This is a genomic window from Amycolatopsis sp. QT-25 (genome assembly GCF_029369745.1).
In the GTDB taxonomy this organism is placed as follows: Bacteria; Actinomycetota; Actinomycetes; order Mycobacteriales; family Pseudonocardiaceae; genus Amycolatopsis.
The window spans coordinates 1-15,070 of record NZ_CP120210.1 but is presented as its reverse complement, the minus strand read 5'-3'; the positions used below and the strand labels follow the sequence as shown (position 1 = coordinate 15,070).

Annotated in this window: 12 protein-coding genes and 2 tRNA genes; all 14 read right to left on the bottom strand. The window is 66.4% G+C overall.

Annotated features, from left to right (window positions below):
• Positions 1 to 27: 27 nt before the first annotated feature.
• Complete coding sequence (locus P3102_RS00070; RefSeq protein WP_276365498.1) at positions 28 to 537, bottom strand: YbaB/EbfC family nucleoid-associated protein; 510 nt, start codon at positions 535 to 537, stop codon at positions 28 to 30.
• A gap of 50 nt (positions 538 to 587) precedes the next feature.
• Positions 588 to 1,616 carry a hypothetical protein gene (locus P3102_RS00065; RefSeq protein WP_276365496.1) on the bottom strand — a complete coding sequence of 343 codons (1,029 nt, stop codon included), beginning with the start codon at positions 1,614 to 1,616 and terminating at the stop codon, positions 588 to 590.
• 4 nt (positions 1,617 to 1,620) lie between these two features.
• On the bottom strand, positions 1,621 to 1,992 hold the full coding sequence (locus P3102_RS00060) for a hypothetical protein (RefSeq protein WP_276365495.1): 372 nt from the start codon (positions 1,990 to 1,992) through the stop codon (positions 1,621 to 1,623).
• Positions 1,993 to 2,162: 170 nt separating this feature from the next.
• Positions 2,163 to 2,235, bottom strand: a tRNA-Ala gene (locus P3102_RS00055).
• A 37-nt stretch (positions 2,236 to 2,272) separates the two neighbouring features.
• On the bottom strand, positions 2,273 to 2,461 hold the full coding sequence (locus P3102_RS00050) for a DLW-39 family protein (RefSeq protein WP_276365493.1): 189 nt from the start codon (positions 2,459 to 2,461) through the stop codon (positions 2,273 to 2,275).
• 152 nt (positions 2,462 to 2,613) lie between these two features.
• Positions 2,614 to 2,687 (bottom strand) — tRNA-Ile (locus P3102_RS00045).
• Positions 2,688 to 2,734: 47 nt separating this feature from the next.
• Positions 2,735 to 3,421 carry a DUF3566 domain-containing protein gene (locus P3102_RS00040; RefSeq protein ID WP_276365492.1) on the bottom strand — a complete coding sequence of 229 codons (687 nt, stop codon included), beginning with the start codon at positions 3,419 to 3,421 and terminating at the stop codon, positions 2,735 to 2,737.
• A 36-nt stretch (positions 3,422 to 3,457) separates the two neighbouring features.
• Positions 3,458 to 5,983, bottom strand: a complete 2,526-nt coding sequence (gene gyrA / locus P3102_RS00035) for a DNA gyrase subunit A (protein ID WP_276365490.1) — start codon at positions 5,981 to 5,983, stop codon at positions 3,458 to 3,460.
• Between the two features lie 49 nt (positions 5,984 to 6,032).
• Positions 6,033 to 8,000, bottom strand: a complete 1,968-nt coding sequence (gene gyrB / locus P3102_RS00030; protein WP_276365489.1) for a DNA topoisomerase (ATP-hydrolyzing) subunit B — start codon at positions 7,998 to 8,000, stop codon at positions 6,033 to 6,035.
• Between the two features lie 205 nt (positions 8,001 to 8,205).
• Positions 8,206 to 8,751 carry a DciA family protein gene (locus P3102_RS00025; protein ID WP_276365487.1) on the bottom strand — a complete coding sequence of 182 codons (546 nt, stop codon included), beginning with the start codon at positions 8,749 to 8,751 and terminating at the stop codon, positions 8,206 to 8,208.
• 221 nt (positions 8,752 to 8,972) lie between these two features.
• Complete coding sequence (recF, locus tag P3102_RS00020; RefSeq protein WP_276365485.1) at positions 8,973 to 10,127, bottom strand: DNA replication/repair protein RecF; 1,155 nt, start codon at positions 10,125 to 10,127, stop codon at positions 8,973 to 8,975.
• A 5-nt stretch (positions 10,128 to 10,132) separates the two neighbouring features.
• Positions 10,133 to 11,023, bottom strand: a complete 891-nt coding sequence (gnd, locus tag P3102_RS00015) for a phosphogluconate dehydrogenase (NAD(+)-dependent, decarboxylating) (RefSeq protein ID WP_276365484.1) — start codon at positions 11,021 to 11,023, stop codon at positions 10,133 to 10,135.
• A gap of 37 nt (positions 11,024 to 11,060) precedes the next feature.
• A complete protein-coding gene (gene dnaN / locus P3102_RS00010; RefSeq protein ID WP_007032237.1) occupies positions 11,061 to 12,194 on the bottom strand; it encodes a DNA polymerase III subunit beta in 1,134 nt (377 codons plus the stop codon).
• Between the two features lie 1,132 nt (positions 12,195 to 13,326).
• Positions 13,327 to 14,970, bottom strand: a complete 1,644-nt coding sequence (gene dnaA, locus P3102_RS00005; RefSeq protein WP_276365482.1) for a chromosomal replication initiator protein DnaA — start codon at positions 14,968 to 14,970, stop codon at positions 13,327 to 13,329.
• Positions 14,971 to 15,070 lie beyond the last annotated feature (100 nt).

Sequence of the window (15,070 nt, the reverse complement as noted above, 5' to 3'; positions counted from 1 at the left end):
CACAGCCTCAAGCCGGTGGTGGCAGTACTACCAGGAAGGCCGGTACCGCAGACCTTGCTCGTAGTACTGGTCGTCGGATTCCGCCGGTTCGGGCTCGTCCTTGGCGGGCCCGGCCGGTTCTTCCGAACGATTTTTGAGCACCACGTTCTCGATGACCGCCGAGGTCCGGCGCGAGACCGGGGAATCCGGCGTGCCGGTTTCCTCGGTCTGCTGGAACGCCGGGGTGAAGCCGAGCCGCCACCGGAGCCTGTCCGTGATGTACCCGGCGTTGCCGATCGGCGCCATCAGCTTCGCACTGCGCTTCGCGGATCCTTGCTGCGCTTCCTGATAGGTCCGCATGACGGCGTCCGCGATTTCGGCGGGCGACATCCGCGACACGGCTTCGCTCACTCTGAGCCGGGTCATCACGCCGTCGGTGTTGACCGAAACGGAGACGGCGCCGTCCGGTGAGGACGCGTCCACCGACAAGGTGGCCAAGGACTCGAGCATCGCTTGCCGGTCGTCGGCCGGTTTCCTGGGCGCCGGTTTGTCGGCCACGTTTGCTCCTTGAGCGGTGGGGCCCCTGAGCCGGGAGACCCCACCATCCGTTATTCGAGTGGTGCCAGTTCCCGCGGCGGTTCCTGGATCCTGCCGTCGTTCGAGATGTCGACGTTCTGGTCCCGGACCCGCTTTTCCGTTCCCTTGTCGGTGTTCTCGGTTTCGAAGTTGCCGGGGTCGAAGCTCGCGCCAGGGCTGACGTCCGGCGGGTCGGGAACGATCGGCAGGTTGTTGATCTCGACGTTGATCTTCGAGATCAGCGACTCCGTGGCGCGGAACATGCCTTCCCTGATGTTGACCACGCCGTCGTGGAAGCTGTTGTAAATGGTTTCGGGACTGTCCCCGATGATCGAGGCGTTCTCGGAGACCAGCGTGGAGAGCCCGGCACCAGCCGCGGCACCGGCGACCTGGACCCCGTTCGCGGTGGTGAAGAAGGTCGCCGCGGTCAAAGTGGCGCCGACGGGCGGCACGGCCGCCACGAGCAAGGCGGCGACAGCGCCGGCGAACCCCGCCGCCACCGCCTTCATCAGGGCGGATTCGTCCTGACGTTCCTGGTCTTCCCGGTACTTTTCCGCGGCGGTCAGGAAGGACGAGGCGAGAGCGCTCAAGTCGGCCCGCGCGGTCGCGATGGCGTCCCGCGCGGCCACGATGTCCGCTTCCAGCACGGTGAGTTTGGTGCCCACGCGGGAATAGGTGTTCACGAGACCCTGGATGTAACTCTCGGCGCCTTCGCCGCGCCACTTGAGAAGCAGGACCAGGGACCGGTCGAGCGGCGCTTTCGTGTCCTGGAAGGCGTTCCAGAAACTCTCGTAGGCCTCGATCATGGTCTGCAGGCTGTTCTCGCCGACGAGCTCCGCCTCGGAGAACTCGAGGAAGAAGTCACGGACCTGTTCCTTTCGCCCGCCACTGAGATCCACGTCGCTGCCGATGAGCCAGTCCATGAAGAGGAGGTCCAACGCGATGTAGGCCTTTTCGGCGCCCGCTCTGAGGTCGTGGGTGATTCCCTCGAGAAGCTCGGTGTTCTTGTCGCCACCTCCGGCGGTGGTCTCCGCGTCCAGTGCGGTGAAGTACCCGTCCACGCCGCTACCCCTGTTCCCCGTACGCCGCGCGGTTCATTCGCTGCTTGTTGTCCTCGTCGACGGATTCGTACAGTTCGGCGACCTTCGCCAGTGCCCGTGCGGCGTCTTGCGTGCTGCCGTGCAGCCGCGCGAGCATCTTCTCCACGGCCTGGCGGTGTTCCTCGTACGCCGCCGAAACCTCACGCATGCCCAGGGACTTCCCGAACACGGTGTCCGGCGCGAACAAACCGGGCAGAAGGCCACCCGTGGCGGGGTCGGAAACGGGCACGTCCTGCCCTCTCACCCCGGTATGGGCGGTACTGACGATGTCGGCGGCCTTCTGCAGTTCCTTGCTCGACGACCTGAGATCGTCGAGGTCGGTTTCGAAACTGACCATGTTCACCTCGCTGTCCGAATTTCATCCCATGTAAGCAGCGTTGACTTGGCTGGGAGCCGACCTTTGTCATCCGCATACGGTGACGAACGTCACCGCCGCTGGGCGAAGTCTCTGGACAACGAAAAGAGTCCTGTTCGCCTTGTCGGCGAACAGGACTCTTCCGGAAAGTGTGGAGCTGAGGGGAATCGAACCCCTGACCCCTGCCTTGCAAAGGCAGTGCTCTACCAATTGAGCTACAGCCCCGGACCGCGGGTGATCATGACAACCACCCGCGCCGAAATCAGTTGTTGCGGGACGCGTCCGCCGCCTTGGCCGGGGTGCTTCCGTTCGTGGAAGCGGCGCCCAGCGGACGCTCGGTCGGCGCGGTGGCCTCACGCCAGAGGTCTGCCTCGGCCTTGGCTGCCTTGTTGCGCTTGATCACGAACAGCACGCCGCCCGCGATGGTCGCGAGTGCCAACAGCTTCTTCATCAGAAGCCCCCTCTTTCCGCCGAGTTGCTCCGCTTCCCCACCGATGCTACTGCACCACGTTCCACGTGGAACCAAAGACCCTGCCGCGAAGACGCGGCGAAGGCCCTCGCCAGAAAAGCCGACTCGCGATGCTCGCGAACCGGCTTTCGGAGTGGGCCCACCAGGACTTGAACCTGGGACCTCTTCGTTATCAGCGAAGCGCTCTAACCGCCTGAGCTATGGGCCCGAACGAGAAGAAGATTACAGGACGCCTTTCGGCGTCCTGCAACCGGGTCACTCTCGTTCGGAAAGGGTCACTTCCAGGCCTCCGGCGAGGTCGGCGGAGACGTTGTAGATGAAGGCGCTGACGGTGGCCAGCGCCGAGATCAGCACGATGTTGATGGCGCCCAGGATGGCCGCGATCCCGAAGACGCGGCCGGCGCTGATCAACGGGTCGGCCGGCGCGTCGGCCCCTTCGCCGCCGACGAGCGACGAATAGGTTCCGTTGAGTTTGTCCCAGACACCCATGCCGTCGAGCACGGTGTACAGGACGCCGACGGCGACGAGCCACACGAAGAACAGCGCGACACCGAGGACGAGGGACAGTTTCAGCACCGACCAAGGGTCGAAGCGTTTGATCTGCAGGCTGGCGCGACGCGGTCCGCGGCCGGGACGGCGGAGCGCGGTGGGCGTGGCGCGGCCGCGGGAGGCCGACGGGATGACGGAGGGGGCGGGGTCGCCCTCTCCGCTGTCGCCGAAGAGCTTCTTCGCGGCGGTGCCGCTTACCCCGTGGTAATCGGTCACGGTGGGCGCGTCCCGGTTCGGGTCCGAGTGGGCCACGTCTTCGGTGGCGACCGAAGACACCGAGACCGTCTGCTCACTGGAGCCTTCGGGTTCCCCGGCGCCGCTGTCGCGCTGCCAGGGCGGGCTCGACGATCCCGCCGGCGCGCCGCCTGCTTCGGGCTTCTCGGATGGTGTCACGAGGTGTCAGTCCTTACCCAGTACGTGGGGCGTCGTCTATTCCTGCTCCGACGCCGGGGTTTCTTCTCCTTCAGCACTACCTGCAGTGGCGACGTCTGAGGGCTCGTCCGCGTTGCGTGCGACCGCGAGAAGAGTGGTTCCTTCGCCGAGATTCATCAGCCGCACCCCCTTCGTCTGCCTGCCTGCCTTGCGCACCTGCCCGGCCGAAGTCCGGATCACCCCGCCGCTGGAGGTGATCGCGTAGAGCTCGTCTTCGGCGTCGACGATGACCGCGCCCACCAGCCTGCCACGTTTCTGGTCGTACTGAATGGTGAGCACACCCTTGCCACCGCGGCCCTGCACCGGATAGTCCTCGGTCGGGGTGCGCTTGGCGTAGCCGCCCGCGGTGGCGACGAGGAGGAACCTGTCCGGCTGGACGACGTTGAGGCCGAGCAGTTCGTCACCGTCGTTGAACCGCATGCCCAGCACACCGGACGTCGCACGGCCCATCGGGCGCAGGGCTTCGTCGGTGGCGTGGAAGCGGATCGACTGGCCTTCCGCGGACACGAGGAGCAGGTCGTCCTCGGCGGCCGCGAGGACCGCGCCGACCAGCTCGTCCCCTTCGCGCAGGTTGACGGCGATGAGGCCGCCGGCGCGGTTGGAGTCGAAGTCGGTGAGCTTGGTCTTCTTCACCAGACCGCGACGGGTCGCGAGCACCAGGTACGGGGCGACCTCGTAGTTCGGGATCTCGATGACCTGGGCGATCTTCTCGTCCGGCTGGAACGCGAGCAGGTTCGCGACGTGCTGGCCGCGCGCGTTGCGGTTGGCCTCGGGCAGGTCGTAGGCCTTGGCGCGGTAGACGCGGCCCTTGTTCGTGAAGAACAGGATCCAGTCGTGCGTCGAGCAGACGAAGAAGTGCTGGACGATGTCGTCCTGTTTGAGGGTCGCGCCCTGGACGCCCTTGCCGCCGCGTTTCTGCGAGCGGTACAGATCGGTTTTCGTCCGCTTTGCGTAACCCGTGCGGGTGATGGTGACGACGACGTCCTCGACCGCGATGAGGTCTTCGACCGAGACCTCGCCGTCGAACGGGATGATCTTGGTGCGCCGGTCGTCGCCGTACTTGTCGACGATCTCCTGCAGTTCCTCGGCGATGATCGAGCGCTGCCGCTCGGGCTTCTCGAGGATGTCCTTGAGGTCGGCGATCTCGAGTTCGATCTCGGCCAGGGTGTCGACGATCCGCTGCCGCTCCAGTGCCGCGAGGCGGCGGAGCTGCATGTCGAGGATCGCGGCCGCCTGGATCTCGTCGACGTCGAGCAGCCTCATCAGCGCGGGCCGGGCCTCTTCGGCCGAAGGCGAGCGCCGGATCAGGGCGATGACCTCGTCGAGCATGTCCAGCGCCTTGACCAGACCGCGCAGGATGTGGGCGCGCTCTTCGGCCTTGCGCAGCCGGAAGCGGGTCCGGCGGACGATGACCTCGATCTGGTGCTTCACGTAGTGCCGGATCATCTGGTCGAGGCGCAGCGTGCGCGGCACGCCGTCGACCAGGGCCAGCATGTTGACCCCGAAGTTCTGCTGCAACTGGGTGTGCTTGTACAGGTTGTTCAGCACGACCTTGGCGACCGCGTCACGTTTGACCGTGACGACGATCCGCATCCCGCTGCGGCTGTTGGACTCGTCGGCGATGTCGGAGATGCCGGTGAGCTTGCCGTCTCGGACCAGGTTCGCGATGTTCTCGACCAGGTTGTCCGGGTTGACCTGGTACGGCAGCTCGGACACGACCAGGATCGTGCGGCCCTTGGCGTCCTCTTCCACCTCGACGACCGCGCGCATGCGCACGGAGCCGCGGCCGGTGCGGTACGCGTCCTCGATGCCGGAGTTGCCGAGGATCATCGCCTTGGTCGGGAAGTCGGGGCCCTTGATCCGGACCAGCAGCGCGGCGAGCAGCTCGTCGTCGTCGGCCTCGAAGTTCTCCAGCGCCCATTTGACGCCGTCGGCCACCTCGCGCAGGTTGTGCGGCGGGATGTTGGTCGCCATTCCGACCGCGATCCCGGAGCCGCCGTTGACCAGCAGGTTCGGGAACCGCGATGGCAGGACGTCCGGCTCCTGGGTACGGCCGTCGTAGTTGTCGGAGAAATCGACGGTGTCTTCGTCGATGTCCTGCAGCATGTGCATGGCGATATGCGACAGGCGGCATTCCGTGTACCGCATGGCGGCCGCCGGGTCGTTGCCAGGCGAACCGAAGTTGCCCTGGCCGTCGATCAACGGATACCGCAGCGCCCACGGCTGCGCCAGCCGCACCAGTGCGTCGTAGACGGCGGTGTCGTTGTGCGGGTGGTAATTGCCGAGCACGTCGCCGACCACGCGGGAGCACTTGTTGTGCTGCCGGTCCGGGCGGAAGCCGGAGTCGAACATCGAGTACAGCACGCGGCGGTGCACCGGCTTGAGGCCGTCCCGCACGTCCGGCAGCGCCCGCGACACGATGACGCTCATCGCGTAGTCGATGTAGGAGCGCTGCATCTCCTGCTGGATGTCGACCGGTTCGATCCGGTCGTGGTCCGGAGCGGGCGGCAAGGTTTCCGTCATGAGGTCCTTCTCGTGAGAGCAGTCCTAAGGGGACAAAGAACGGGGACGCCTAGACGTCGAGGAAGCGCACGTCCTTGGCGTTACGCGTGATGAAGGAACGGCGCGCTTCGACGTCTTCGCCCATCAGGACGGAGAACAGGTCGTCGGCCTGCGCGGCGTCGTCCAGGGTGACCTGGCCGAGCAGCCGGTTCGCCGGGTCCATCGTGGTCTCCCACAGCTCTTCGGCGTTCATCTCGCCGAGACCCTTGTAGCGCTGGATCGCGTCGTCCTTGGGGAGGCGCTTGCCCGCCTCGACACCGGCCTGGATGACGGCGTCGCGTTCCCGGTCGGAGTAGGCGTACTCCGGCTCGGCCCGCGGCCACTTGATCTTGTACAACGGCGGCCGCGAGAGGAACACGTGGCCGTGTTCGATCAGCGGGGTCATGAACCGGAAGAGCAGGGTGAGCAGCAGCGTGGTGATGTGCTGGCCGTCGACGTCGGCGTCGGCCATCAGCACGACCTTGTGGTAGCGCAGCTTCTCGATGTCGAACTCTTCGTGGATACCGGTGCCGAGCGCGGTGATCAGCGACTGGACCTCGGTGTTCTTGAGGACACGGTCGATACGGGCCTTCTCGACGTTGATGATCTTGCCCCGGATCGGCAGGATCGCCTGGTACATCGAGTCGCGGCCTTCCTTGGCCGAACCACCGGCCGAGTCACCCTCGACGATGTAGAGCTCGCATTCCGACGGATTGGTCGACCGGCAGTCCTTGAGCTTGCCGGGCAGCCCGCCGATCTCCAGCGCGCCCTTGCGGCGGACCAGGTCGCGCGCCTTGCGGGCGGCCATCCGCGCCTGCGACGAGGAGATCGACTTGTTGATGATCGTCTTCGCCTCGGTGGGGTTGCGCTCGAACCAGTCGGCCAGCCATTCGTTCGACGTCTGCTGCACGAACGTCTTGGCCTCGCTGTTGCCCAGCTTGGTCTTGGTCTGGCCCTCGAACTGCGGCTCGGACAGCTTGATCGAGACGATCGCGGCGAGCCCCTCGCGCACGTCGTCACCGGTCAGGTTGGCGTCCTTCTCCTTGAGCAGCTTCTTCTCGCGCGCGTACGCGTTTACGACGCGGGTGAGCGCGGCGCGGAAGCCCTCTTCGTGCGTGCCGCCCTCGTGCGTGTTGATCGTGTTGGCGAAGGTGTACACCGACGGCGTGAAGCCGTTGTTCCACTGCATGGCGACCTCGACTTCGAGGCCGGTGCCCTTGCCCTCGAAGGAGATCACGCTGGTGTGGATCGGGTCCTTGCTGCCGTTGATGTGCTTGACGAAGTCTTCGAGCCCGCCGGGGTAGCAGTAGGTCTTTTCCTTGACCCGTGCCGCTTGGCCGGACGCGTCCTCTTCGGCCTCTTCGTCGGCGACGCGCTCGTCGCGCAGCGAGAGGGTCAGGCCCTTGTTGAGGAAGGCCATCTCCTGGAGACGCCGGGAAATCGTCTCGAAGTTGTACGTCGTGGTCTCGAAGATGTCCTCGTCGGCCCAAAAAATGGTACTGGTGCCTGTTCGGCCTGTGGCACCAACCTCGATCAGCTCACCGGGCTTGGAACGTTCATAGTGCTGACGCCAGATCCTGCCGTCGCGGCAGACCTCCACGTCCAGTGCCGTGGAGAGCGCGTTCACCACGGAGACACCGACGCCGTGCAGACCACCGGAGACCGCGTAGGAATCGCTGTCGAACTTGCCGCCCGCGTGGAGCACGGTATGCACGATCTCTAGAGTGGACTTCTTGTGGACCGGGTGTTCCTCGACCGGGATACCGCGGCCGTCGTCGACGACCCGCACCCCGCCGTCGGCAAGCAGCGTGACCTCGACCTTGGTGGCGTGGCCTGCCATCGCCTCGTCGACGGAGTTGTCGACCACCTCTTGAACGAGGTGGTGGAGGCCGCGTTCACCGGTGGAACCGATGTACATACCGGGGCGCTTGCGGACGGCTTCGAGGCCTTCGAGCACCGTGATCGACGACGCGTTGTATTCGCTCTTGTTCTCGGTCACAGGTGTTGATTCTCCTCGTCTCGCCCGAGCGGACACTCGCTCAGCTCCAGTGTACTTGGCCACGCCCGCTGACATGCGGCAAGGACACCCCTGATTTGCTCACAGGCGCGCTAATTCGCTCAAAGAAGAGTCTTGACGTTCGCGAAGCGCCCTAAGCGCCTTCTCGGCGCGCTGGTGACACAGTCGCGGCGAAGCGCAACTCGGATCAGCCGTACGTGTCACGCGGACCGCGTCCCGGGACGTGCCGCGGCCCTTTGCGCCAGCTCGGCGCCGTCGGCCCCTGGATCCGCATCTTCTTCACCACGCCGTGCCCGACGCCTTTCGCGATCTTCGCCAGCAGCTGCCCCTGCAGGAGGCGCAGCTGAGTCGCCCACGCCGTCGAACTCGCGCGGACGGTCAACTCGCCGTCCTTCAAGGCGACCGGCTGGGCGTGTTCGGCGACCTCTTCACCCACGAGCCGTGCCCAGCTACCGAAGACCTGACCGTTGGCCAGCCGCGTGTTCCAGCCGCGGTCGACCGCGATCCGGGAGGCGAGCCTGCCGAGCGGTTGCGGATCGCGGGCGTCGGCACCCGGCCCTGACCAGCGACGACGTCGTGAGCTCTGCCCGTTCGACCCGGCTCCCCCGCCGGTGACACGGCCGCGGCGCACGCCTGGTTCAACGCCGCGGGCCTTCGCTTTGGCCTTCGCGGCGTCTAGCGCGGCACGAGCGAGATCACGACCCGTAGCCAGTTCCTTGCTTTCGGTATCCATTGCGCCGTTCGATACCGGTTGCCGCTCACTCTGCGTGTCGAACAAGGCTCCCTCACTCGGGTTACCACCCGAGCGGAGGGTGTCAAGCCGCTTTTCCGGCCCCTTGGTCACGCGGGGCGATGACGCGTTCCTGGTGTTATCCACACTGTCCACAGGTTTGTCCCCAGATCGGTGGGCAACTGCTGGGGCGCCGATCACCCGGGGTATCCGCTTCACACCGATCACCCTCGGTTGATCTCACCATCCGCCACGAGGAACCGATGTCCGGCCAGTTCGGCGGGCACGTCCTCGTCCACGGCGGCGGTCACCAGCACCTGTTCGGCGCCCGCCGCCACCTCCGCCAGCCGGGCCCGGCGACGCCGGTCCAGCTCGGCGAACACATCATCCAGGAGAAGCACCGGTTCCCCGGCCTCGCCACGCAGGAGCTCGTAGCTTCCCAGACGCAAGGCGAGGGCGAACGACCAGGACTCCCCGTGGCTCGCGTAGCCCTTCGCCGGCGCTTCACCGAGGACGAGGTCGAGCTCGTCGCGATGCGGGCCGACCATGCTCACCCCGCGCTCCAGCTCCAGGTTCCGCGACCGTTTCAGCGCCTCGACCAGCACATCCTTGAGGACTGCCTCGTCGGCGCGAGCACCGTCCGGAACGCCGTAGCCCGCTGGCATCGCTTCGCCCAGGCTCGATTTGTACGCGATCTTCGCCGGTCTCGAGTCGGGCGCGACCCCCATGTACGCGGCGGCCGCGTACGGCGCGAGATCCGCGATCAGGTTGAGCCGGGCGCCCAGCAACGCGGCCCCCGCCTCCGCCAGGTGGTCGTCCCAGACGTCGAGCGTCGACAACGCGTACGGGTCTTCACGTCCCGTCCGACGCTTGCCCGCCGTCTTGAGCAGGGCGTTCCGCTGCTTGAGCACCTTCTCGTAGTCGGCGCGGACCCCGGCGTACCGCGGCGCGCGCAGCACGAGGAGTTCGTCCATGAACCGGCGGCGCTCCCCGGGATCCCCGCGCACGAGTGCCAGGTCCTCCGGGGAGAAGAGCACCGTGCGCAGGATCCCGAGCACGTCACGGGGCTTGCCGACCGCGCCGCGGTTGACCCGCGCTCGGTTCGCCTTGCCGGGCGTGATCTCCAGCTCGACCGTCAGTTCGCGATCCTCGTTGACCACCGCGACCCTGATCAGCGCGCGTTCGCACCCGTGCCGCACCAACGGCGCGTCGGTCGCGACGCGATGCGAGCCCAGGGTCGCGACGTAGCCGATCGCCTCGAGGAGGTTCGTCTTGCCGCGGCCGTTCTGTCCGACGAGGACGGTCGGGCCGGGTTCGAGCGCGAGATCGGCTTGTGGCCAGGACCGGAAGTCGGTGACCTGCAGATGTCTGAGGTACAACCCGCCTAGCCGCCGACCTTCTTCACGGAGTGCCCGCCGAACTGGTTGCGCAGCGCGGCGACGGCCCGCATGGCGGCGGAGTCCTCCTGGCGCGAGGCGAACCGCGCGAACAGCGCGGCGGAAATGACCGGCGCCGGGACCGCGTTGTTGATCGCCTCTTCCAGGGTCCACCGGCCTTCGCCGGAATCCTCGACGTAGCCCTCGAGGTCGTCCAGCTCCGGGTCCTCGTCGAGCGCGCGGACGAGTAGGTCGAGCAGCCAAGAGCGGACGACGGTCCCCCGCTGCCAGCCCTTGATCACCGCGGGCACGTTCTCGACGACCTTCGCGGCTTCGAGCAGCTCGAAGCCTTCGGCGAAGGCCTGCATCATGCCGTACTCGATGCCGTTGTGGATCATCTTCGCGTAATGACCGGAGCCGACGGCGCCGGCGTGCGAGAAGCCTTCGTCACGCGGGCCCTCGGGACGAAGCGCGTCGAAGATCGGCATGGCCTTCTCGACGTCCGAAGCCGCGCCGCCGACCATCAGGCCGTAGCCGTTGTCCTTGCCCCACACACCACCGGAAACCCCGCAGTCGAGGTAACCGATCTTCTTCGCGGCGAGCAGGTCCGCGTTGATCCGGTCGTCGGTGTACTTCGAGTTGCCGCCGTCGATCACGAGGTCGCCCTCGGACAGCAGGTTGCCGAGTTCCGCGACGGTCTGCCGGGTGGGTTCACCGGCGGGCACCATGATCCAGACGATCCGGGGACCGTCCAGTTTGGACACCATGTCCTCGAGTGACGTGGAGTCGGTGACGTCGGGGTTGCGGTCGTAGCCGACCACCTCGTGACCGGCCGCGCGCAGCCGCTCACGCATGTTGAACCCCATTTTGCCGAGGCCGATGAGTCCCAGCTGAGCCATGAAGATCCCCTTTGGTACGAACAGAAGTGGCGGCCGGTCAGCCCGGGAGGCGAACCGGCATCAGGAGGTACAGATAGCCGGGGACGACGTTGCCCTCCTCGTCGGCAGGCTTGATCAGCGCCGGCCGGTTCGGGGTGGTGAACGTCAGTTCCGCCCGGTTCGCGTTCAGCGCGCCGAGCCCGTCGACGAGGTAACCCGGGTTGAACGCGATGGTCACCGGCTCACCCTCGTAGTCGACTTGAAGCTCTTCTTCGGCCGAACCCTCGTCGTCACCGCCGGCGGAGAGCCGCAGCGAACCGTCGTTGAACTCCAGCCGCACCTGGGTGCCACGTTCGGCGACCAGCGAAACACGCTTGATCGACTCGGCGAGCGCCGAGACCTCGATGACCGCGCGCGATGAGTGCTGAGCCGGCAGCAGCTGCCGGTACGGCGGGAACTCCGCGTCGAGGAGGCGGGTGGTGGTGTAGCGCCCCGAGCCGGAGAGACCGAGGAGACCTTCACCGCTGGCGAGGGCGAGCCGGATCTTGGCGCCGCTGGCGCCGAGCGTCTTCGCGGCTTCGGCGAGCGTGCGCGCCGGGACGAGCACGGCGGCGTCGGACAGGCCCTCGGCGGGTTCCCAGGTGAACTCGCGCATCGCGAGACGGAAGCGGTCGGTGGCGACCAGGGTCAGCGAGGAGCCCGAGATCTCCAGCCGCATCCCGGTCAGCATCGGGAGGGTGTCGTCCTTGCCCGCCGCGACGACGACCTGGGTGACGGCCTGGCCGAAGGCGTCGCCGGTGAGTTCGCCGGCGAAGGCGGGCTGGGACGGGAGCTGCGGGTAGTCCTCGACCGGCATGGTCGGCAGGGAGAAGCGCGCGGAGCCGCAGGTGATGGTCGCGCGGGCGCCGTCGACGGAGATCTCGACCGGCTGCGCGGGCAGCGACTTGGTGATGTCGGCCAGCAGACGGCCGGAGACCAGCAGGCGGCCGCCGTCGGCGATGGTGGCCGGGACGCCGACCGTGGCGGAGACCTCGTAGTCGAATCCGGAGACGGTGAGTGCGTCACTCGTCCCGTCGGATCCCGCATCGAGCAGGACACCGCCCAGCACCGGGACCGGAGGCCGCGACGGGAGGCTTCTCGCCACCCACGCGACGGCGTCGGCCAGCCCGTCACGCTCGACGCGGATCTTCATGCGCGCTTCCTTTCGACAGCCGAGCCCCTGACGGCTCGAAAGCTCAACGGGTCACCTCGGCCGGAGAGCGCGATGGCCAGGTGCCTCGCAGGTGTGTTCGGTCCGAGCGAGGACGCGAACGCACGTCGACACGCAGACCAGGTGCAGTGACCCACGTTAGGCCGTCCCCGGGGTCCGCGTCACCTCGGCCTCCCCTTGCTTTTGTCGACAAGACGACATGACTCGACGGCTGTCCCCAGATTCGTCCTTCGCCTGTTTTTGTTTTGTTCTCTTCTAGAGAAGAAGAAAAGACAGCAGTAGTAATAGGGGTTGTGGATTGTGTGGACAAGCCTCGTTCGCGCAGGTCCGGATGCCTCTGAGGCTGTGGACGCCGGGTGTGTACGGACTGTGGACAGCTCGGGCCGTCGGTGGATGGTTTCGAGCGGCGCACGAACTGTCCACAGTCATCCACAGTTGTCCCCACAGTCATCCACAGTTGTGGGCCGGTTTGTACCCAGGCTTGTGGACGTGGTTCGTGACCGGAATCGCTCGGCAGAGTGATCCGAGCAGCACCGTTCACCCTTGTGCACAAGATGTGGGCAACCTGGGGACAGCTTGTGGATCACGGTGTGGAAATGCTGTGGATTTCCTGTGAGTGCGATGTGGACGGAAATTCGATCACCGCTGGTCCGACGTCCGGCGGAGTTGTGCACAAGATACCCACAGCCTGTGGATTCCTGTTGTACACAAGGGAAATCGCGAAGCTCGCGTACACCCGCTTCGCTTCTTTCGCGTCCTTCGCCTCTTCTCCTCAAGTACCCGCCCTTCGCGTCCCTACACCCCCTCCAGACCACTTTGGACACGGAACGGCCCCCGTCCCGACCGCGCGAAAGGCCCGAAAACCGTTGCGCACCAAAGAATCGAGCAGACAAGACATCGGTGACGCCGGCCTAGTGACTCCCGGGTCTCCCCAAGGGCGCCCCGCGCCAGACGGAGACTTCACCCGTCGAGCGCTCTCTCTCGGGCCGAAGGTCCACGTAAACGTGCTGAAGGGGCGCCTTCCCGCCCACCTTCAGGTGGAAGCGGAACGACGCCCCTTCGGCACGTTTACGTCAGCGCTCGACAGAGAACACAGTCAGCGCAAGATAAAAAACTACTGCCTGGCGCGTTGCTTGATCCTCGACGTCAGTTCCTGGACCTGGTCGTAGATGCGCCGTCGTTCGGCCATTTCCTTGCGGATCTTCTTGTCCGCGTGCATGACGGTCGTGTGGTCGCGGCCGCCGAAGGTCTGCCCGATCTTCGGCAGGGACATGTCGGTCAGTTCGCGGCAGAGGTACATCGCGATCTGGCGTGCGGTCGCGAGGGCCTTCGTCTTGCCGGGACCGCAGAGGTCGTCGAGGGTCACGTCGAAGAACTCGGACGTGACGCCCATGATGGTGGGCGCGGTGATCTCCGGAGCGTGCGAATCCGGGATGAGGTCGCGGAGCACGATCTCGGCGAGCGCGACGTCGACAGGCTGCTGGTTCAGCGACGCGAAGGCGGTGACGCGGATGAGCGCGCCTTCGAGTTCACGGATGTTCGCTTCGACGCGCGACGCGATGAACTCCAGGACCTCGTTGGGGACCGCGAGCCGGTCCTGCGCGGCCTTCTTGCGAAGGATCGCGATCCGGGTCTCGAGCTCGGGCGGCTGGATGTCGGTGATGAGGCCCCACTCGAACCGCGTGCGCAGCCGGTCTTCCAGCGTTTCGAGGCGCTTCGGCGGGCGGTCGGAGGAGACGACGATCTGCTTGTTCGTGTTGTGGAGGGTGTTGAAGGTGTGGAAGAACTCCTCCTGCGTACCTTCTTTGCCTTCCAGGAACTGGATGTCGTCGACGAGCAGGATGTCCACGTCGCGGTAGCGGCGCTGGAACGCGACCTTGCGGTCGTCACGCAGCGAGTTGATGAAGTCGTTGGTGAACTCTTCGGTCGACACGTACCGCACGCGCATGCCGGGGAACAGCCGCTGCGCGTAGTGCCCGACGGCGTGCAGCAGGTGGGTCTTCCCGAGTCCGGACTCTCCCCAGATGAACAGCGGGTTGTACGCGCGTGCCGGTGCTTCGGCGACCGCGACCGCGGCCGCGTGCGCGAAGCGGTTCGACGCTCCGATGACGAACGTGTCGAACGTGTACTTCTCGTTGAGCTTCGTCTTCGACGTCTGCGGCTGCGCCGGCGCGGTGTAGGGCTGGCCCGCGATCGGCTGGCCGGAGAACGTCGGCCAGATCTCGGTCACGGCGGCGAGGGCCTCGCCCTCTTCGTCGACTTCTTCATCGCTGTCGTCGCCGTCGTTCAGGCTGTTGTCCACCGGCTGCTGGCGCGGCTGCCTCGGCGGCCTCGGTTTCGGCGGTTCGGGCCGGGGCCTGGTCGGAGACAGCATGCCGTCACTGACGGGCAGCGGAGGTGGACCCGGCACCGGTCCGGCACCGTTTTCCACCCGGTCGGGTGACGTCGCTTCATAGCGGGGGCCAGGCGAGGGCGGCGGTGGAGGCATCGAGGGCTCGGTGCTGTCCACCTTGACCGCGAGGGAGACCGCGCGACCGAGCCGACGCGAGAGAGCTTCGGTGATCGCTCCGCGAAGGGCGCGTTCGATGGCCTCTTTGGCGAAATCGCTGGGGGCGGCGAGCAGTGCGGTGCCGTCGAGCAGGCCGATCGGCCGGGTCACCCGCATCCAGGCGCCCTGCTGCGGGGAGAGGGTGCCATCCGACAGTTCACGCACGACCTGTCCCCAGATGACGCCAAGATTGTGCTGGTGATCGGACACCTGCCTGACTCCCCTCCCCTCATCGGTGCGTGCGGCGAGATCACTCAGCGGCCCGAAACGCCGGGTCGAGCGTCATCATGGCCCGATCGGCACATGCGCA

Coding starts and splice junctions, on each gene's coding strand:
- P3102_RS00060 (WP_276365495.1), bottom strand. CDS start 1,992: ATGGTCAGTTTCGAAACCGACCTCGACGATCTCAGGTCGTCGAGCAAG.
- P3102_RS00050 (WP_276365493.1), bottom strand. CDS start 2,461: ATGAAGAAGCTGTTGGCACTCGCGACCATCGCGGGCGGCGTGCTGTTC.
- gyrA (WP_276365490.1), bottom strand. CDS start 5,983: ATGACGGAAACCTTGCCGCCCGCTCCGGACCACGACCGGATCGAACCG.
- P3102_RS00025 (WP_276365487.1), bottom strand. CDS start 8,751: ATGGATACCGAAAGCAAGGAACTGGCTACGGGTCGTGATCTCGCTCGT.
- gnd (WP_276365484.1), bottom strand. CDS start 11,023: ATGGCTCAGCTGGGACTCATCGGCCTCGGCAAAATGGGGTTCAACATG.
- dnaN (WP_007032237.1), bottom strand. CDS start 12,194: ATGAAGATCCGCGTCGAGCGTGACGGGCTGGCCGACGCCGTCGCGTGG.